The organism is Aquimarina megaterium XH134 (genome assembly GCF_000520975.1).
GTDB classification, from domain to species: domain Bacteria; phylum Bacteroidota; class Bacteroidia; order Flavobacteriales; family Flavobacteriaceae; genus Aquimarina; species Aquimarina megaterium.
The window spans coordinates 123554-141644 of sequence record NZ_JACB01000026.1; the positions used below are offsets into that span (position 1 = coordinate 123554).

17 protein-coding genes are annotated in these 18091 nt (G+C 32.4%); 9 read left to right on the plus strand and 8 right to left on the minus strand.

Features of this window, described 5'->3' with window-relative positions; translation table 11 throughout:
• Positions 1-16 precede the first annotated feature (16 nt).
• The 3 genes from Z053_RS0114160 to Z053_RS0114170 all read left to right on the plus strand — a co-directional run bounded on the left by Z053_RS0114160 (position 17) and on the right by Z053_RS0114170 (position 2121).
• Positions 17-442, plus strand: coding sequence for a MarR family winged helix-turn-helix transcriptional regulator (locus Z053_RS0114160; protein WP_025665667.1), 426 nt, complete (start codon positions 17-19; stop codon positions 440-442).
• Positions 439-969, plus strand: a complete 531-nt coding sequence (locus Z053_RS0114165) for an NADPH-dependent FMN reductase (RefSeq protein WP_025665668.1) — start codon at positions 439-441, stop codon at positions 967-969. The genes Z053_RS0114160 and Z053_RS0114165 overlap by 4 nt, the downstream gene beginning before the upstream one ends.
• A 360-nt stretch (positions 970-1329) precedes the next feature.
• Positions 1330-2121 carry an EndoS/ChiA family endoglycosidase gene (locus Z053_RS0114170; RefSeq protein ID WP_025665669.1) on the plus strand — a complete coding sequence of 264 codons (792 nt, stop codon included), beginning with the start codon at positions 1330-1332 and terminating at the stop codon, positions 2119-2121.
• A 155-nt stretch (positions 2122-2276) separates the two neighbouring features.
• Here the strand turns inward: Z053_RS0114170 and Z053_RS0114175 are convergent, their stop codons facing one another.
• The 3 genes from Z053_RS0114175 to Z053_RS28600 form a co-directional block, all read right to left on the minus strand.
• Complete coding sequence (locus Z053_RS0114175; RefSeq protein WP_035096172.1) at positions 2277-3149, minus strand: tetratricopeptide repeat protein; 873 nt, start codon at positions 3147-3149, stop codon at positions 2277-2279.
• Positions 3150-3255: 106 nt separating this feature from the next.
• Positions 3256-3951, minus strand: coding sequence for a LytR/AlgR family response regulator transcription factor (locus Z053_RS0114180; protein WP_025665671.1), 696 nt, complete (start codon positions 3949-3951; stop codon positions 3256-3258).
• A 1-nt stretch (position 3952) separates the two neighbouring features.
• The gene (locus tag Z053_RS28600) at positions 3953-4981 is read right to left on the minus strand and encodes a sensor histidine kinase (RefSeq protein ID WP_025665672.1); all 1029 of its coding nucleotides are present in this window, start codon (positions 4979-4981) and stop codon (positions 3953-3955) included.
• Positions 4982-5223: 242 nt separating this feature from the next.
• On the opposite strand from Z053_RS28600, the gene Z053_RS28605 reads away from it, so the two are divergent.
• Complete coding sequence (locus Z053_RS28605; protein WP_025665673.1) at positions 5224-6549, plus strand: S41 family peptidase; 1326 nt, start codon at positions 5224-5226, stop codon at positions 6547-6549.
• A 97-nt stretch (positions 6550-6646) separates the two neighbouring features.
• Here Z053_RS28605 and Z053_RS0114195 read toward each other — a convergent pair whose 3' ends face one another.
• On the minus strand, positions 6647-8881 hold the full coding sequence (locus tag Z053_RS0114195) for an NAD(P)-binding protein (protein WP_025665674.1): 2235 nt from the start codon (positions 8879-8881) through the stop codon (positions 6647-6649).
• Positions 8882-8894: 13 nt separating this feature from the next.
• Complete coding sequence (locus tag Z053_RS30180; RefSeq protein WP_025665675.1) at positions 8895-9755, minus strand: hypothetical protein; 861 nt, start codon at positions 9753-9755, stop codon at positions 8895-8897.
• Positions 9756-9891: 136 nt separating this feature from the next.
• On the opposite strand from Z053_RS30180, the gene Z053_RS0114205 reads away from it, so the two are divergent.
• The 5 genes from Z053_RS0114205 to Z053_RS0114225 all read left to right on the plus strand — a co-directional run bounded on the left by Z053_RS0114205 (position 9892) and on the right by Z053_RS0114225 (position 15816).
• On the plus strand, positions 9892-11925 hold the full coding sequence (locus Z053_RS0114205) for a sensor histidine kinase (protein WP_025665676.1): 2034 nt from the start codon (positions 9892-9894) through the stop codon (positions 11923-11925).
• Positions 11926-12134: 209 nt separating this feature from the next.
• Positions 12135-12680 (plus strand): RNA polymerase sigma factor SigZ, encoded by a 546-nt coding sequence (sigZ, locus tag Z053_RS0114210; RefSeq protein WP_025665677.1) that lies wholly within the window; start codon positions 12135-12137, stop codon positions 12678-12680.
• 76 nt (positions 12681-12756) lie between these two features.
• Positions 12757-13548, plus strand: coding sequence for an arsenite methyltransferase (arsM, locus tag Z053_RS0114215; protein ID WP_025665678.1), 792 nt, complete (start codon positions 12757-12759; stop codon positions 13546-13548).
• Between the two features lie 120 nt (positions 13549-13668).
• Positions 13669-14568, plus strand: coding sequence for a phosphatase PAP2 family protein (locus tag Z053_RS28615; RefSeq protein ID WP_025665679.1), 900 nt, complete (start codon positions 13669-13671; stop codon positions 14566-14568).
• 24 nt (positions 14569-14592) lie between these two features.
• Positions 14593-15816: a MalY/PatB family protein gene (locus Z053_RS0114225; protein ID WP_025665680.1), complete on the plus strand. Its 1224-nt coding sequence runs from the start codon at positions 14593-14595 to the stop codon at positions 15814-15816.
• 77 nt (positions 15817-15893) lie between these two features.
• Here Z053_RS0114225 and Z053_RS0114230 read toward each other — a convergent pair whose 3' ends face one another.
• Genes Z053_RS0114230 through Z053_RS0114240 form a run of 3 tightly spaced genes read right to left on the minus strand, consistent with a single transcriptional unit; the run spans position 15894 to position 18084 of the window.
• Positions 15894-16952, minus strand: a complete 1059-nt coding sequence (locus Z053_RS0114230; RefSeq protein WP_025665681.1) for a DUF3500 domain-containing protein — start codon at positions 16950-16952, stop codon at positions 15894-15896.
• 11 nt (positions 16953-16963) lie between these two features.
• Complete coding sequence (locus Z053_RS0114235) at positions 16964-17521, minus strand: PepSY-associated TM helix domain-containing protein (protein ID WP_025665682.1); 558 nt, start codon at positions 17519-17521, stop codon at positions 16964-16966.
• A 2-nt stretch (positions 17522-17523) separates the two neighbouring features.
• Positions 17524-18084 carry a YceI family protein gene (locus Z053_RS0114240; protein WP_025665683.1) on the minus strand — a complete coding sequence of 187 codons (561 nt, stop codon included), beginning with the start codon at positions 18082-18084 and terminating at the stop codon, positions 17524-17526.
• Positions 18085-18091 lie beyond the last annotated feature (7 nt).

The following is an 18091-nucleotide window of genomic DNA, read 5'->3' on the forward strand; positions in this document are numbered from 1 at the left end:
AAATAATGTATGTGTAATGAATATTTATTTTGAAGCTATTTTTGAGATTATAAGAACAGGACATTGGATTACAGATTCAATAACAAGAGAGCTAAAGGAGTTTGATATTTACGAACCTCAGTTTAATGTATTAAGGATATTACGAGGAGCCAAAGGCAAACCTATTTCTGTAAACACCATATTAGAAAATATGGTACAACGTTCTAGCAATGTTTCTCGTATTGTTGATAAACTAGAAATGAAAGGACTTGTTGAACGAACACTTTGTACCGAAGATAGGAGAAAAATGGATATTATAATTACTAATAAAGGTCTTGAACTATTGAAAAAATTAGACAAAAAGGTTCATGATTTTCACAAACCTATGATGAATAATCTTAATGCTGAAGAAGCAGATACATTAAAACAATTAATTAAAAAACTAAAAGGACAGTTACAATGAAAAAAATAGTAGCGATAGGTGGAAGCAATAGCAAAAAGTCAATGAATAAAACATTGGCAAGATACGCAGCAAACCAAATTGAAAATTCTGAAATAATAGTAGCAGATCTAAATGATTTTGATTTACCAATATATGGTATTGATTTAGAAACAGAAAATGGAATACCAGAAGATGCAACTAAATTAGATAACCTTTTAGAATCTGCAGATGCATTGGTAATTTCTTTGGCAGAGCATAATGGATCATATACCACAGCATTTAAAAATGCTTTCGATTGGCTATCAAGAATAGACCAAAAGGTATGGAAGAATAAACCTATGTTATTAATGTCGACTTCTCCAGGAGGAAGAGGTGGATTGGGAGTTCTTCAAGGAGCGAAAATGACATTTCCACATTTAGGGGGAAATATTATTGCAGATTTTTCTTTACCATCTTTCTATGATAATTTTTCGGAAGAAGGATTAAAGAACGAGAAACTAAATACTGATTTAAACCAAAAAATTAAACTATTACAAAAAGCAATTTAAAAAGATAACAAAATTATATTTTGCTATTTTTTTAATAAAATATATGTACTTACAAATAATGTATATGTTATAAATAAGAAAATAAAATCTATACACGGATATAAAAACATAGATGGGCTAATCCCAGGAGTGAAGGGGCAGAGAGCTTTTCCAAGTAGTGAGTTTAGAACCTCAGACTAAAGGTTTTCTTTAAAAATGTCCTATAATTCTAATCAATCAATTTGAGTTAATACTCACAAATATGTATAGATTCTAAGGGGATATACTTAGATTGAAAACACGTATATATACTCTTACAATTAACTGAAAAAAGGCATAAATTCCAGTAGTATTTTTTATTAATCAATAAATATTATCAATATGAATACTTCTAATGAAAAGTTCGTTGTCTATTGGTTGGGTTATAAGTCTAACCCACCAACCCTTCAATCACTACCCGCAGGGATCGATATTATCAACTTGTTTCTGTTTAATCTAGAATCTACTACTTCAGGAACCAGTATAAACTATGACTACCTTACCTCTCGAGGTACTTCCTGGAGCGAAATCCAGACACAAGTTGCAGCAGTGAAAGCTAAAGGAGTAAAGGTTTGCGCCTCTATAATCCCTCCAAATGCTACTCTTATCTGGAATACCATTCCTGATCCAGATACTTTTGCATTAAATCTATATAATTTGATCGTATCATGGGGTTTTGACGGAATTGACATCGATCCTGAACAAGGAGGAGGTGTAACACCCAATCAGAACTTTGTAGACGTTATGGTTGCCTTGGGAAAATATTTTGGCCCTAAGTCCAATACAGGATTGATATTGAGCTATGTTGGTTACCAGATATACAGCGATAAGATTGTATTGAAACCAACTGTGGGTATATTCGATTATGTGATGACCATGGGGTATTTTTGGGATTATAACACGATGATTACTCAATTTGGATATTATGCTGATATTGTAGGAAATGAAAATGTTTTGATTGGAATTGGAGGTGATCCTTGGCAAACACCACTTTCTGAAACCAAACAACTAGCAGCTTGGGAACCAACCAACGGTAACAAGGGGGGGATGATGGAGTTCAACATTAATGACGACACCAATTTTGATGCAGCCAATACGATCATTAATAGCATGGCTTCGGTTGAAATGAAGTAGTCGGAGCTATAATGTATGCAGAATGTGATTGTCTTGTTTGATTTTTAGATGATTATGAAAATTAACATGCATAAAATTTCTTTATCAAAATAATCCCTGAACTACACTTCAGGGATTATTAATTGTTTTTTATCATTATTAGAACAAGACCCGTTTTACAATTTTGATGATTGTATCGAATCTAATTTTGCTGTAACAATTTCAGATATTTTTCCTAACATCTCACTGTTTTTATACAATTCGCCATATGTGCTTACAGTTTCAATATAATCTTTGGTTTTTTTATACATTTTATTTCTGTTATACACCATTGCTACATATTCAGCATAGTAAAAATCATTTTTGGCATTAGCTCCATATTGTATTGCTTTTTCGAGATACTTTAGTGCTTTTTTATAGTCTTTCTTTGCATAATACATAACGGACATAAACTCATAGCCTTTGGGTAGATTTGGTATTAATTCTGTACTCTTTTTGTAGCATTCTAAGGCCTTGTCAAATTCACTATTGTAATAATATGCCATACCTAAAGACCAAACAGCCGCAGCGCTATCTGGATACATATCCACTACTTTTTGAAAGTATTCTTGAGCTTTAGAATAGTCTTCTTTTACCAATAGATAATACTCTGCCTGCATAATATCTCGCTCTGATTTTAATGTTGTTGCTTTAGAGAGTTCAAATGCTTTAGTTACTTTTTCTTTATATTTTTCTGGGTCTTGTTCATAAAACCCTCCCATTAGAAAACCACTAGGATAATTGGGATCTAATTTCATAATCTTTGCCGCTTTCTCTTCAAACTTTTCTTTATCTCCGTAAAAATAGAAGTTCTTCGACAAATCATTAAAGAGTTGATGTACCTCTGATACTTTTGAGTCTACAGGTAGGGTAAACCCATGAGTATTTAAATTAGAAGGAGCGTACTTTTTGACAAAATCGTCCTCGATTTCACGTTCTGTTTTCTGGGATTGGCAAGATGAAAAACTTACTATAAGTAAAAAAATACTTAGATGTTTAAACATGTTCATATCTACATTTTTGAATTAATTTATGGTAAAATTATGCTTGATATGAATACTATTCTTAAAAAGTAGATGATGTTAGATTAACCAGTGATAAAAGCTATAAAAGTGTCTAAGTATGTGATAATAAAGAGAAGACTTTGTTAGAGTAACTAGATCCGATTGGGATTTCTATAGTATCTATTTCTATATCTTTTTGTGTATATGCAGTAATTTTGTCGATAGCAACAATATAAGAACGGTGGGTACGTAGAAATAGAGATGAAGGGAGTTGAGTTTCTATTTTACCAATATTACTTTTAACTACCAATTTTTGGTGAATAGTATGGATTTTTACATAATCTTTTAGGCTTTCAATATATAGAACTTCATCAAATATGATCTTAATGTGTTTTTTGTTTACGTTTACATAAAAAAATATATCACTTTTTTCGACAATAGCCAAAGGAGAAGATTGTACTCTTTCATAATAGCGATCAATAGCTTTTACAAACCGATCAAAAGAAATAGGTTTTAATAAATAGTCTATAATATCCAAATCATATCCTTCTATTGCATATTCTCTGTAGGCTGTGGTAATAATCACTTTAGGGGGGTGTTGTAATGTTTTTAGAAAATCTAAACCTTTTAAAACGGGCATTTCAATATCTAAAAATAACAAATCAATTTCTTCCTTTTTGATGACCTCAAAAGCTTCTACAGCACTATAGCAATTGGTAACAATTTCTAGATCATCAAGCATTTTTATATGATTTTTCAGCAAATCAATTGCAGGAGATTCGTCATCAACAAGTAAACATCGTACCATATTAATTTGTTTTTAAAGTCAGTTTTAAGCTAAAGAACGTATCAGATTCATCAATCTCAAATTTATGTTTTTCGGGATAGATTAAATCTAATTGCCGTTGAATATTAACAAGACCAATTCCGCTTTTATATTCTTCTGTTTTATGATTGTATTCGGTTTCTGGTTTTGTGTTCCAAACACCAAACTCTATATATCCGTCAAATTGTTCAAGTGTAATTTTTATTTCTGGTTTTTTAATATTTCCTCTAACCCCGTGTTTAAAAGCATTTTCGACAATAGATAGCAATAATAGTGGGGTTATTGGTTGTTCATTTTTAAAGTGATTTTTTTCAAAAACAACATGTAATCGTTTACCATATTTAATTCGTTCTAATGCTACATAATTTTCTATAGTATGAATCTCTTCGACCAAAGGAACTGATGTTTGCTGACTTCTATATAAAATATAATCTAAAATTTCTGAAAGTTGCAATACCATATCTGGTGCTTTAGGAGATTTGGTAATCACATAAGAATATAAATTGTTTAGTGTATTGAATAAAAAATGAGGGTTTAACTGCGCTTTTAAGTATTTAAGCTCTGTAGCTATTTTTGCTTTTTCTAATTGATACACTTTTTGTTTTTCTAACTCTTGCTCTTTATTGGTTTTGTAGAAATACATGATCAAGGCAGGAAAATGAAAAGATAGCATATAAAATGGAAAATCGTCTAAACTAATTAATGGATAAGGACCATCTGCGCAATATTTGTCCAGATGATAATATCCCATTATACGAAATAGTAGAACTAATATGATAATCATAAAAATCATAGATAACCCAAAAGCAACGTATTTTTTATATTTTAAATAGCGTGGTATTTGCCAATAGTTGAAAGTATAGGCAGCTATCATCAATATTGGGAGTTTAAACAAAGTTGTTTCTATAGATTGTTCAAACAATTCTGGATGACTAGAAGAAAAAATGTAGAAAAGAAAAATTCCTACCCAAAATATAATATGACTAAGGATTCTTTTTTTGTTAAAAATCATAACTGGGAAGATAATCAAATTATCATTTTCTTATTAAAAAAAGAGCTGTTTAGGAGCAATCTGTATTTAAAAGAAGGGTAACTGTAGATAAACTCGAGAAGTAGAGTTTTCTAAATAGACGAAATCTTATAAAACGTCTATTAAAATTTTAAGTTTATCTATATAATTTTAAAACACAAATCGCTTGATTCATTTTTGTGGCATAGAAATTTGAAGCTAATGCTTCTTAATACGATAAAAAAATGAAGAAACGCGATGTATTTATTTTATTTTTCCTTTTTACCATTATAACTTGTTATTCTCAAAAGAATATTGAAAAATTAACAACAAAAGAAATTAAGGAAACTATCGATGCAGTTGGAAAAGTAATAAAAGAAAAATATGTATTTCCAGAAATTGCCAATACAATAGTAGAATTGATTAATAGCAACTTAAAAAAAGATCATTATAAGAGTTTAAGTAATCCAGAAGAATTGGCAAAAATCCTTACCAAGGACATACAGTCAATAAACCATGATAAACATTTAAGAGTTTTTTATAACCCTGAAAGTCAAGGAAGAGAATCTACAGAAATGAGTGCTGAAGATCGTGAGAAGTTTCTTGAAAAAATGAGAGAAATGGAGAAGAGAGATAATTTTACGTTTAAGGAAGTTAAAATCCTCGATGGAAATATTGGATATATAAATTTTAGAGGTTTTCGTGATCCAGAATATGCAAGTGAAACCGTAATTGCTACAATGAATTTTTTGAGTAATACAGATGCTATAATTTTTGATTTAAGAAATAATGGAGGGGGGTATCCACAGATGGTTCAGTTGCTATCCAGCTATTTTTTTGATGGCGATCCTATTCATTTAAACACATTTTATAATAGAGTTGATGAAACCAATGAACAATTTTGGACCTTACCATATGTTCCGGGAAAAAGATTACCAGATGTACAGTTATATATACTAACCAGTAGTAGTACGTTTTCTGCAGCTGAGGAATTTTCATATAACCTAAAACATTTAAAACGTGCGGTAATTATTGGTGAAACTTCTGGCGGAGGGGCACATCCTGGTGAATCGTTTCAGATATCAAAAAAATTCAAAGTTTGGACCTCTACAGGGCGAGCAATAAACCCGATTACAAATTCAAATTGGGAAGGAGTAGGGGTTATTCCGCATATAAAAACTTCTGAAAAAGATGCACTAATATCTGCTCGTTTAAAAGCTCTAGATTCATTAAAAAGCGTTAATACAGATGTTTTTAGAAATGATTTTTATGATTGGCATATTGGTACTTTAAAAGCAGTCCAAACTCCAGTAAATGTTCCTTTATCTTCTTTAAAAAGTTATGTAGGTACGTATGCAAATCTAGCCATTAGTTTAGAAAACGGAGTGTTATATTATCAAAGTGGTACCGACTCAAAAGTTAAGTTAACTCCGATTGATAATTCAACCTTTCAATACGGTGAACTTACCGATGTGAGGTTACTATTCTTAAGAAAAAATGATCAGGTCGAAGCATTAATGACAACGAATGTTTATGGTAGATCCGACACTTATACAAAAGATAAGAATTGAAGATGCATATAAAATGATTCAATAACAAACAATCATAAAAAAGGTCGATTAAGACTATTAATCGACCTTTTTTGTATTGTGAAAGTATTTCGTTTTACTATTTCAATTTCACTCCAGAAAAAATTTCTGTTTCACTTGGCAATTCAAGTTTTTCTCTAATTGCCTGACCAGCTTGAAGACCTGCAACGATAGCTCCTTCATAATACCCTACATTAACGCCAAAATTGATCCAATCTCCAGTTAGGATAAGGTTGTCAAAACCAGACTCATTAGCTTTAAGACGATATTTATTAGAACCAGGAAGTGATAGTGTGTATCTATCTGTTGGGTTTACATTAGCACGAAAAAACTGTGTTTTTAACCTACTATAATCGGTTTTGGCATTTTTCGAGAAATCATGAATTACATCTAATTTCATTCCTTCTGGATACTCCAGAGTAGTGGCATTCGGAAAAAACCAACCCATTTTATCTTTTAACCATTGTTCTGAAACCCGCATGATACGTTCTAATTGCTCGTGAGGATACCTATGATCTGAGTATGGAGGTATCACTTCTGGATCTAGAAACGATCCTGTATAATATATCAAAACCCCAGGTTCATCACTTTTCCAATCCTCATATGGCATCACCTGCGACATATCTATAAATGAATATTGAGGATCGGCATACGTAACCAGATTAGGTAATGACCCTTCAGGAAAGCCCCAATCGGGTAAATTCATACCTAGTTCTTTTAAGGTAGGTTTGATCCATAATTGCATAGACATGGTAGGGATACTTTTTACATGATTGTACATATTTTTCCATGCCTCATTATTATCAATAATCTCTTTACAGATGCCTTCATCACCACCCAAAACATCAATAGGGATACCCAAAATTACATCATCAAAATCTTTACCTTTTTCTAAAGATATTTTACCAACATTCTCCCAACCGCACCAGGCTTCTTCGAGATCATATTGCCCTTCTTTAAGTGCTTTGGCCTGTTGGTCATCTATTTGGTCATAAAGTGGCTCTCCGGGCCATACATCCAGATTTTTAAATTTATAAGTAGGAGTGTAAGTCCCATTTTTTAAGGTAACCTGTTCGGCCATAGATATCTTTTCTATTTCTCTAGAATCAGAATAATGTACCTGTTCTACTTTATGAAAGAATTTGAATTTCACACCTCTGTTTTTAAGGACCAAATAAATTGGAGTAATCATAGTATCTGCAGTTCCTGCTTTGAATTTCCATACAAAAGATCCTTTATACCCTGCAGAATTTGTTAGAAAATGAAGCCCTACTCCAGCTGCCAAACTACCCTGGTGATTAGATCCAGTAAGGTTGTGAAAGGTTCCTGTATAAAGAAATCTTACCATAGCAGAACTCAACAATCGTTCACTTGCTCCATGGTTTTTAAGCCATTGACGATAATCCAAGTCATTGATACGATCATAATCCAACTCATGAGTCTCTGAGTTATATACATCTTCAAATGTTCCCTTCATATTTACAAGTCCGAATTCTACAAATACGGCTAACCAATAGAAATACTCGTTGTGATCGGCTATCGAATCAATAAGTTTAGCTACCCATTTAGAAAGTAAGTCGAATAGTTCTTTGATCATAGAATGATGCTCTTTTCGTTGTGCATGATCGTGATCCTCACTGGTCAGGTTCTCAACTAATTCTGATATATAATTCAATAGTTTTTCACCTTCATGCTTAAAGAGTTTATCCTTTACAAACGCTTCAAATTTAGACTTAAAACTTGCCCAAAGCGGATGGTGCTCAGGTGGTTTGATTTCTTTAGCAGATTCAGAAGCCATGCTTACTAGACTATTCTTATTTGGATCGGTACCAAACAAAATTTCGGAGACTAGACCTACTGCTTTATGAATAATGGCCGAAAAAGGCAAAGGACCGCCCTGACCAGGTATATACTCATTAGATGGGAATATGATATTCTTTTTGATCCATTGATTTGTTTTAGGGTCAAAGTGAGTGAGTAGGGTAGTATCTTCCCGATCAAAAGCTTCTTCCCAGGATTTAAAGGGGCTATCGGGCATTAGATTATGTTGCTCACATTCTTTGTAAGAGTCTTGTATCAATCGAAAAGCATTTTCGTACCATCCTTGGGCAATATGAATACCATGCTCCTGAATCCTTTCGTTTGGACCTCTACCAGTAGCGGTTTTTCCTCCTAGTCTCCAACCCATTTGATAAATGGTGATATCATAATGATCTTGCCAGTTTTCGTAAGAGCTAAGTTCATAAGCGGCTGTTAGTGATGACATACCACTACCTAGTATGGCTATTTTCTTTTTGTTTTCTGAGTTTTGCATTGGTTTATTAATTTTAAAGAGTATGGATTTTCTTAGTTGTTAATTTTGTATTGAAATGTGCTGAACTAAATTCACTCTCACTAATCGGATAGAGCGGTTTATTATTTTTGATGTATTCTAATACTATTGGAGACTTGTTCCATTTGGCGGCTTCGGTATATAACTCATCTAAATGTGGTATGATAAAAAGCTTGTCGAAAATATCTTCAATCAATCCATTTAGATTATGTGCCCGATGCGTAACATATTCAATGTCTTTTTTAGATAATGGATAATGACTTGGATAAAAGGCTTCAATATCTGTTAGGATAGAAACTGCAGCTCCTCTCGGATTGCCAAATATTTCACCTAAAATTCCAAAACTCACACCTTCAACCATTGACTGAGCATACAATACACGATAAAGCACGATATTCATAAAATATTGCTCATAAATATTTTCTTTAAACGCTAACGAATCGGCTACTTGATACCCGGCAATGATACTAGAGTTATGAGCACGATACCAGGAACATTCATCGGGTGTATGAATATACTGCAACCAAAAATTAACAGGCACAGGTAGATCCGGAAACGTCTCACCAGATTCATAGATCAATTGGGCAAGTGTCCCTAAATATAAAAAATGACTGTTTACTGATCTCCACCACAGACTACCAGGATGTTGTGCATTTATAGAATTAAGGGTTCCTCTTCTTATTTCCCAATCCATAAACGCTAATTCAGAATTTCCCAGTCCTTCTTTTCCTTTAATGAAAGGTTCTCCGTATTTTTGATAGAATTCGTAACGTAATTTATAGCGATTCTGCGGAGTTTCGGAGGCATGAAGTACAATTCCTTTGGCTTTTTTCTTAAGTATTTCGAGTTTGTTCATATATTAGTAAAAAGGTTTATAAACTTACAAGTAAAATTATTATATACAATAGATATTTTAGGAAATTCAAGTAGTATGATATATTAAATTTCCTTGTTGAGCAAAAAATGATTTCTCAAACTATTAAACATTAAGAATGACAGCATATTTTAAATACTATTTGGGGTTTTTATCGATTATATTATTGTTTCCTCTTAATGTATTTAGTCAAACTACTATCCTTCTTGATGATTCAACAGAATTACATGATATTGGAAAACAAACGCAATATTTGGAGGACACTTCGCTTAGACTATCTATTGAAGAAACTAGAAATAACAACCTTGAAACCAAGTTTAAAGCGTATACTCAAGAAACCATAAATTTCTCTAGTACAGCTTCCGCTTACTGGCTGAAATTTAAAATTACTAAGGTCATACCGGGCGATTTTTATCTGAATGTTGGCTCGGCGTTCATAGATTCGATATCACTTTATGAATTTAATGAGGCAAATCAATTAATTTCTACCAGACACACTGGTGATGATTTACCTTTTAATACCAGGGAAATTGAAGTTGGTAATTATCTATTTGCTCTTGATTTTGATGTAAATAGTACGCGAACTTTTTACCTTAGGGTAAAGAGTGATCAACCTTTGTTTTTCCCGCTTCGAGTAGGAACACTTCCTAATTTTTTAGATTATGAACATGATTTAGACTTTTTGCAAGGGATCTATTTTGGGTTTATGCTCTTGATTTTTCTATATAATCTCTTTTTATATTTTTCGACCAGAGAGAGAATATACCTCTATTACATTGCTTATGTATTTAGTATAACCTGGTTTATGGCTTCAATATTTGGCTACTTCTTCGAATACTTTTGGCCAAATACTCCTTTCATTAATCAAGTTGTAGTCGTTAGTTCTGGATTAACGATGATTACTGCTACTTTATTTACCCAAAAATTTTTAAACACCAAAGAATCCGGTTCTACTATGCACAAGGGATCTATGGTATTTCTTGTTATTGGTATTTTGGTATGTGCTCTTGTGTTACTGGGCTTTAAAATAGAAGGCCTGAAATTATCACAGGGAGGTCTGTTAATCATGGCATCATACTTTCTTATCTTAGGTATTCGATTTAAATTAAAGGGATATCGCCCAGCCAAATATTATTTATTAGCCTGGGGAGCCCTTATCATTGGTATATGTTTTGCCATTCTCGAGTCTTTAAATCTCACTTTTGTGATGACGTATTTAAATGCAATGCAGATTGGCTCGGCTCTGGAAGTTTTACTGCTTTCATTTGCGTTGGGTGATCGAATTAATATGTACAAAAAACAAAAAGAAGATGCACAATTAGAAGCGCTGTTGGCAGCCAAAGAAAATGAAAGACTAATTCAGGAGCAAAATATAATACTTGAAAAGAAGGTCAAGGAACGAACGGCAGAGGTCGCTATTCGAAATGAAGAACTAGTTAACCTGAACAAGGAAAAGGATATGTTGGTTAATATAGTTGCTCATGATCTTAGAACTCCGCTGAGCCATATACGATTATTAATACAATTAATTGATGTTACCTCTTTAGATTTGACTAAAGATCAGGTGTCCTATTTAACCGAAATTGACAACTCAGCTGATCGCCTCTCGCAGATGATTGGCCGTATCTTAAACATACATGCATTAGAAACAAATCGGGTTAAATTAAAGAATCAAATTATTGATTTGTTAGAATTGGTGAAGTATGTGGTAAGATGTTTTCGTCTTACCGCCGAGGATAAAGAGATTAAAATAATTACTACATCACAACCAGGAAATCACTTTGTAGAAGTGGATAAAAACTATATGATCCAGGTCCTAGAAAATCTGGTTTCTAATGCCATCAAGTTTTCTGAAAGAGGAAGTGAAGTTATATTACATGTAAAATCCCATGATGCTAGAACATATGTTGTGGTAGAAGACCAAGGACCAGGTATTAGTAAAGAGGATCAAAAGAAACTATTCGGGAGATTTCAGAAACTTAGTGCACAACCCACAGAAGGAGAGGCATCTATTGGATTAGGGTTATCTATCGTTAAAAAATATATCGAATCGATGGATGGCGAAATTCACTGTGAAAGTGAATTAGGTGTCGGAACCAAATTTATCATTTCTTTTGATTCTAAAGATCATTTGGAAAAAGTTGAAAGTTAATATTCTTTAAAAACTTCTAACGAAATTGATAATTCATACTTCTTTAAAACAATAATGATTTTGTGAGCTGAATACTTTTTTAGTAATATAATATTTATTGAATAAAATGATTGATAGGTAAAGTAGGAAAATTTGTTTGAAGTAATAATTTTTGCGTCTTTTTTGATTCTTTACGTCTATAAATAAATCAAAGATTTATTTTTACTACTATGAGTAATGAGATTATACACGTTTGGAATGATATGAATGATCGATTAACCAATTTTGTTAATGGAAAAGTTAATGATTCGGAAATAACCAAAGATATCGTTCAAGATGTGTTTCTAAAAGCGTTTACAAAATTTAATACCCTAAAAAACAAAGAAAAACTTGTGTCTTGGATATATCAAATCACTCGCAATGAAATCATTTCACATTTTAGAAAAATTAAATACAATAGAACTACCAAAGATATTGAAGTATCGGAGACATCAAATGAAAACCTTACTTCAGAACTTATTGATTGCCTAAGTCCGTTTATAAATTCACTTCCAGAAAAATATAAACAAGCCGTTATTTTGGCTGATATTGAAAATGTACCTCAAAAAGAAATAGCTGAACGATTAAACATTTCATATTCAGGGGCAAAATCACGTATACAACGGGGCAGAGAAATGCTCAAAGCTACCTACGAGCAATGTTGTTTAATATCTACTGATGTCTATGGAGATGTTATAGACTATAAGGCCAAAAGTTGTAATAAAACTTGTGAATAAAATTTCTTGCGTCTTTTTTTTGATGTGACGTCTATAGAGTAAAAATAAATTAAAAACACTTTAAAATAGATATAGTATGTCACAAGAAATTAAAGAACATGTAAAAGATGCATATACAAGAGTAGCTAATTCTGGAGCAGGCTGTGGTTGCGGACCAACAGCTTGTGGTTCGCCGGCGCAAGACTGGACACTTAGTGAGAGTTATGAATCGATAGATGGTTATGAAGCAGAAGCAGATTATGCATTGGGTTGTGGAATCCCTACACAACATGCTAAAATCAAAAAAGGAGATACTGTTCTCGATTTAGGTTCTGGAGCAGGAAATGATGTGTTTGTTGCCAGCCGTATTGTTGGAGATACTGGTCATGTAATTGGTGTGGATATGACCGAAGCTATGATTGAAAAAGCCAATGAAAATAAACAGAAATTGGATTATGATAATGTGGATTTTGTATTAGGTGAAATAGAAGATCTCCCACTGAAAGATAATTCTATTGATGTTTCTGTTAGCAACTGTGTATTAAACTTGGTTCCAGATAAAGAGAAAGCTTATCAAGAGGTATATCGTGTTTTAAAACCAGGAGGGCACTTTAGTATGTCAGACATTGTCTTACGAGGTAGTTTGCCAAAGGGTATTATGGAAGCAGCCGAAATGTATGCGGGTTGTATTTCTGGAGCATTACAACAAGAAGAATATATTAATGCTATAAAAAATGCTGGTTTTAAAAACATTACCATTACAAAAGAAAGAGAAATTGAAATGCCAGATGATGTGCTACTACAATATGTATGCTGCCCCAAAGAATTAGAGAAGTTTAAGGCAAGTGATAACGCAGTTATTAGCCTAGGGGTTTATGCAGAAAAGTAATTTTGATAGAATGAATTAACAACAAAAATTGCCTCATATGTTAATGAGGTAATTTTTTTGCATCTTTTTTAGACTTACCCGTCTATAGAAGGAAAGAATCAAAAAATATAATTTTAAATTATGAATATTTTAAAACAGAATTTAAGCATCATTTTAGTATTCGGTATTTCTTTAGGTTTATATAGTCAAAATACTATTTTTCCCAAAATTCACGATATAGAACCTATAAGTAATCATTATAAAGAGTTAAAGAAATTAAGCTCAGAAAAACGAACAGCTTATACGGCTATGGATGCTATAGTTTATCCACCAGAAAAATACCTGTCATTTACAATAGAATACGCCTTAAATAAACCTTATTATCTAAGTTCTGATCAGGTTGATTTTATAACAAACTCAGTAAGTTTTCCAGCCAATAGTTCAGAACAAACAAGAGCTGAACTTGATTTTTTACTCGATTTACAAGCGAAAAGAACAAATGAAGAGATAGATCGTGTATTGCAACTTGCAAGAATTGGGTATTGGCCACATAAAAACTACACAAATACTCATAAGGATTATGAACGTAATTTAAAGGACTTGTTTTTTATGGTAAGAGAGGTTACTAAAGAAAAACATGATATAAAAAGTTTTCCGAAAACAGCAAAACTACTAAAAAGTGTTATGCAAGATACACGACTATTGGAGTTTGCGGTAAAATTTAATTTATTACGAGCAAGACCATATCATTTAGATTCTAATATAAAACCCTTACAAGAAATCCCTACGCCTTCTTTCGCAAGTGGTCATACACTATGGGCATATATACAAGCGTATACATTAAGTGAACTAATACCAGAAAAAAGAGATGAATTTATAGCTTTAGCCTATGAAATTGGTTTGTCTAGAGAAATCATGGGAGTTCATTTTCCAAGTGATGAAGAAGTCGCAAGACAAATAGCACATAGAATGTTACTTTTAATGTGGCATACAGATAAGTTTCAAAAAGATTTTGAAGCTGCAAAAAGAGAATGGAAGTAGTCAACAAAAAATAAATATAACATAATGAGTTCCTTCGATAAAATACATACAATAGAAAACAATTTTGCAAGGAGTAATCCTAATTATTTAAAGTCTATGTTTGGCTCAACAGATGTTATGCCTTTGTGGATAGCTGATATGGATTTTGAAATAGCAAAGCCAATACAAGACGCTTTGCAAAAATTGATAACCAGAAATATATATGCTTACGAATTTATTACTGAAGATGTATTTAAAGCCATTTCAGATTGGAATTTTAAACGTCATCAATTAAAATTAAACCCTAAATCATTTGTGCAAGTTTCTGGAGTACTCACAGGAATAGGTTTATTAATTAGAGAACTATCGGAAAAAGGAGATAGTATTATGGTGCAAACACCCGTTTATCATCAATTTTATAAGGTTATTGAATCTGCAAACAGGAAAGTGGTTAGCAATAAATTAAAAGTTGTAGATGGTCAATATAAAATGGATTTTGAGGATATAGAACGTAAGCTCAAAACTTTAAATATTAAAGCAATCTTATTTTGCAATCCACATAACCCTGTTGGTCGTGTATGGAAAAAAGAAGAATTACAAAAGTTAATAGACCTTGCTAATAAATATAATGTAACAATTATCAGTGATGAAATACATTCGGATATTGTGTATTCAAAATCACAGTTTAATAGTATAGCTTCGTTAAATAATAATGAAAAAAATATTGCAGTTATTGGTTCTCCTGCTAAGACATTTGGCATGCAAAGTATTTCTAATGGCTATTTATATATACCAAATAAGAAAATGTATACACAAGTTAAGAGCATCGTTGGATCATTGTATTTGGATCATGGCAGTATATATTCTGCTAATGCTACTATAGCTGCTTATACCAAAGGAGAAGAGTGGTTGAATGATTTATTAGTATACCTCGAAAAAACAATGAATTGGATCATTGATTTTATAGAAACAGAATTACCTCAGATTACATTATATAAGCCAGAAGGGACGTATCAAATCTGGTTAGATTTTAGCACGTTGCATTTATCAGATAATGCATTGAAGCATTTAGTAGTTCATCAAGCTAAATTAGCCTTGACTCCAGGAGATTGGTTTGAAAGAAGTCATACTCAGTTTATGCGTATGAATATAGCTTCACCATTGTCAAAAATTCAACAAGCGTTCTATCAGTTAAAAAAGGCTATTGATACTGGTGTAGATGCTTCTTTTGATAAAAATACTAATACTAACAACTGTTGTTCTTGTTAATTAATTTGGATACTATTGTGTAGTAGTCATTACTTGATTTGATAGTTGATATTTATCTGGTACTTCGAAAATAGCTTTTAGTGTGGATTATTCTTTAGGTGATCTTTTAAGATGTCCCTCCCAAAGTCATTTGCTTTACTCCTAAAAATAGAATGAATATGATTTCTGCTATTGTCAAACTCTATAATAAAGGTTGGGCCATGAATTAAATAATAGTAACTATCACTTCTTTGTATATTTCCAATCCATGCGAAATGAATATTGTCAAAACCAGCGTTATCAATTATTTCCATCTCGTCATGAGCTAAACTATGTTCCAGGTTATGAACGTATTCTTCTATAATAATTCTTAAGAGTGTTTTTTGTTCTTTACTTAGTTCAGAAGCTTTGATTCCCCAGAATGCTGTGAGGCGTTGCTTAGCATCTGGATTTGTAAGAATATCACGAGGAACCCTTTTATCTTTCAAGACTGCTTTGTTTTTTTGAGTTTCGTTTAGACTGTTTATAAACAAAAAACCTAAATCTTCTTCTTCGCCTAATACCCGCCAACCAGCATATTCAGTTTCTCTTACCTCTGCCGGATCTGTTCCTAAGAATAGAGGTGTAGAAGAGATTTTCATATCGGCATATGTAAAATTTAATGATAAATGATGACCTTCAAGTTTAAATCCCCAATTGGTATCTTTTTTAGGCGTATTCCAAAATGTAAAATAATATTGTTTGTGACTCCATTTAAGGTGAGGAACGTTAAAATGCTTTTCCAGAATATTATCCAAATGCATTATTCCTGTAGTTTTTAAGTACCCTTTAGAACTAAGGAGTTCGGATAACAGCTTATGAACTGCTATTCGTTGTGAATTGGTCATATTTCCTATACTAATTCCTTTTCGTTGTACAATACCCAAAGGAAGGTTAGTCCATTTGGTTCTGTCATTATCCTCAAAAGAAAGAAGAACTTTTGATTGGTCATCAAAAGTTTTAAGAGCATTTTGTGCTCTTAAAAGCACTCTTGTTTTGGCATCGGTTATCGTTTCAACAACCTTCTTATCTTTTGTTACAACATTGTTATTTTCTTGCGCACTATTGCAAAAAGGTAACATTGCGCATACTGTGATAAAGATGGTTAGTTTTTTCATGATTGCTAGTATTATCTAATTAAAAATAAGAATATAAAAGGAAAAATTAAACCCAATGTCGCCAGCCACCAACCTCGTATTTTAAAGCTATTTTTCCCTTTAGCTATAAACATACCTGTGATCGCAATAATAAGCATGGCCACACCAAAAATATCAGAGAACCATATCCACCACTTATTCGTAGTTTTATGTAGGATTGTCATTTGCCCCAATAAAGGAATGGTTTGGACATATTCAATTTCACCCTTACCTGTTTTAGGGTCTAGAGAAGCAAAAGCATCTTCAAAATATAGTCTTATAGTGTTTTCTCTTTTTCTGTTACCCTTATATTCTTCTTTTGAAATCTCTTTTGCTACTTTTTTTAAAAATTCATCTGTAATTTGAGTATCATCAGAAGGTATTTCTATTTGAAAGGTTTCAGTTTTTACAGTGTATTCTTGTGGATCAAAATTGGTTCTGTGATTCAAAGCAATACCCGAAATTGAAAAAGCGATAATCAAACCTACATAGAAGTAACCAATATCTCTATGTAGGTTTCTATTTAATAATGTTCTTGCCTTTTTATTCATTTTTAGCTTTTCGCCATCTCTAAATTAATAGTAACTTCAACTTCTTCACCTATTGAAGCACTTCCTGGTTTTCCCACATTGAAAACAGTACGGTCGATGGTTGTTGTTAGTTTTAATCCGGCTTTTTCACCACGGTCATTTTTGAGTATTCCGTTTAGTTTGCCGGTAAAAGAAACTTCTTTGGTAATACCTTTGATTGTAAGATTTCCTTTTAACGCAAAGGTCTTTTCTCCTGTCTTCTCAAAAGAAGAACTTTTAAATGTGATATTGGGATGCTTTTCAGCTCCAAAAAAATCATCGGCTTTTAGGTGGTCATCTCTTCGTGTGTTTTTCGTATTGATACTTGCCGTTTGAATAGTAACATCGAATTTGGGATTATTAAAATTGTCTCCGGTTGTTGCCGTAATATCGAATTGATCAAAAGATCCTGTGGTTTCTGATATTACTAAATGCGATACTGCAAAGTTGATTGATGAATGACCTAAATCGAGTTTCCAGGTAGATTGTGCGTTAAGAGTAAGTGTTACTAAAACTAAAAAAGTTGTCAAAAATGTTGTTCTCATTATATTT

Coding starts and splice junctions, on each gene's coding strand:
- Z053_RS0114160 (WP_025665667.1), top strand. CDS start 17: ATGAATATTTATTTTGAAGCTATTTTTGAGATTATAAGAACAGGACAT.
- Z053_RS0114165 (WP_025665668.1), top strand. CDS start 439: ATGAAAAAAATAGTAGCGATAGGTGGAAGCAATAGCAAAAAGTCAATG.
- Z053_RS0114170 (WP_025665669.1), top strand. CDS start 1,330: ATGAATACTTCTAATGAAAAGTTCGTTGTCTATTGGTTGGGTTATAAG.
- Z053_RS0114175 (WP_035096172.1), bottom strand. CDS start 3,149: ATGAACATGTTTAAACATCTAAGTATTTTTTTACTTATAGTAAGTTTT.
- Z053_RS0114180 (WP_025665671.1), bottom strand. CDS start 3,951: ATGGTACGATGTTTACTTGTTGATGACGAATCTCCTGCAATTGATTTG.
- Z053_RS28600 (WP_025665672.1), bottom strand. CDS start 4,981: ATGATTTTTAACAAAAAAAGAATCCTTAGTCATATTATATTTTGGGTA.
- Z053_RS28605 (WP_025665673.1), top strand. CDS start 5,224: ATGAAGAAACGCGATGTATTTATTTTATTTTTCCTTTTTACCATTATA.
- Z053_RS0114195 (WP_025665674.1), bottom strand. CDS start 8,881: ATGCAAAACTCAGAAAACAAAAAGAAAATAGCCATACTAGGTAGTGGT.
- Z053_RS30180 (WP_025665675.1), bottom strand. CDS start 9,755: ATGAACAAACTCGAAATACTTAAGAAAAAAGCCAAAGGAATTGTACTT.
- Z053_RS0114205 (WP_025665676.1), top strand. CDS start 9,892: ATGACAGCATATTTTAAATACTATTTGGGGTTTTTATCGATTATATTA.
- sigZ (WP_025665677.1), top strand. CDS start 12,135: ATGAGTAATGAGATTATACACGTTTGGAATGATATGAATGATCGATTA.
- arsM (WP_025665678.1), top strand. CDS start 12,757: ATGTCACAAGAAATTAAAGAACATGTAAAAGATGCATATACAAGAGTA.
- Z053_RS28615 (WP_025665679.1), top strand. CDS start 13,669: ATGAATATTTTAAAACAGAATTTAAGCATCATTTTAGTATTCGGTATT.
- Z053_RS0114225 (WP_025665680.1), top strand. CDS start 14,593: ATGAGTTCCTTCGATAAAATACATACAATAGAAAACAATTTTGCAAGG.
- Z053_RS0114230 (WP_025665681.1), bottom strand. CDS start 16,952: ATGAAAAAACTAACCATCTTTATCACAGTATGCGCAATGTTACCTTTT.
- Z053_RS0114235 (WP_025665682.1), bottom strand. CDS start 17,521: ATGAATAAAAAGGCAAGAACATTATTAAATAGAAACCTACATAGAGAT.
- Z053_RS0114240 (WP_025665683.1), bottom strand. CDS start 18,084: ATGAGAACAACATTTTTGACAACTTTTTTAGTTTTAGTAACACTTACT.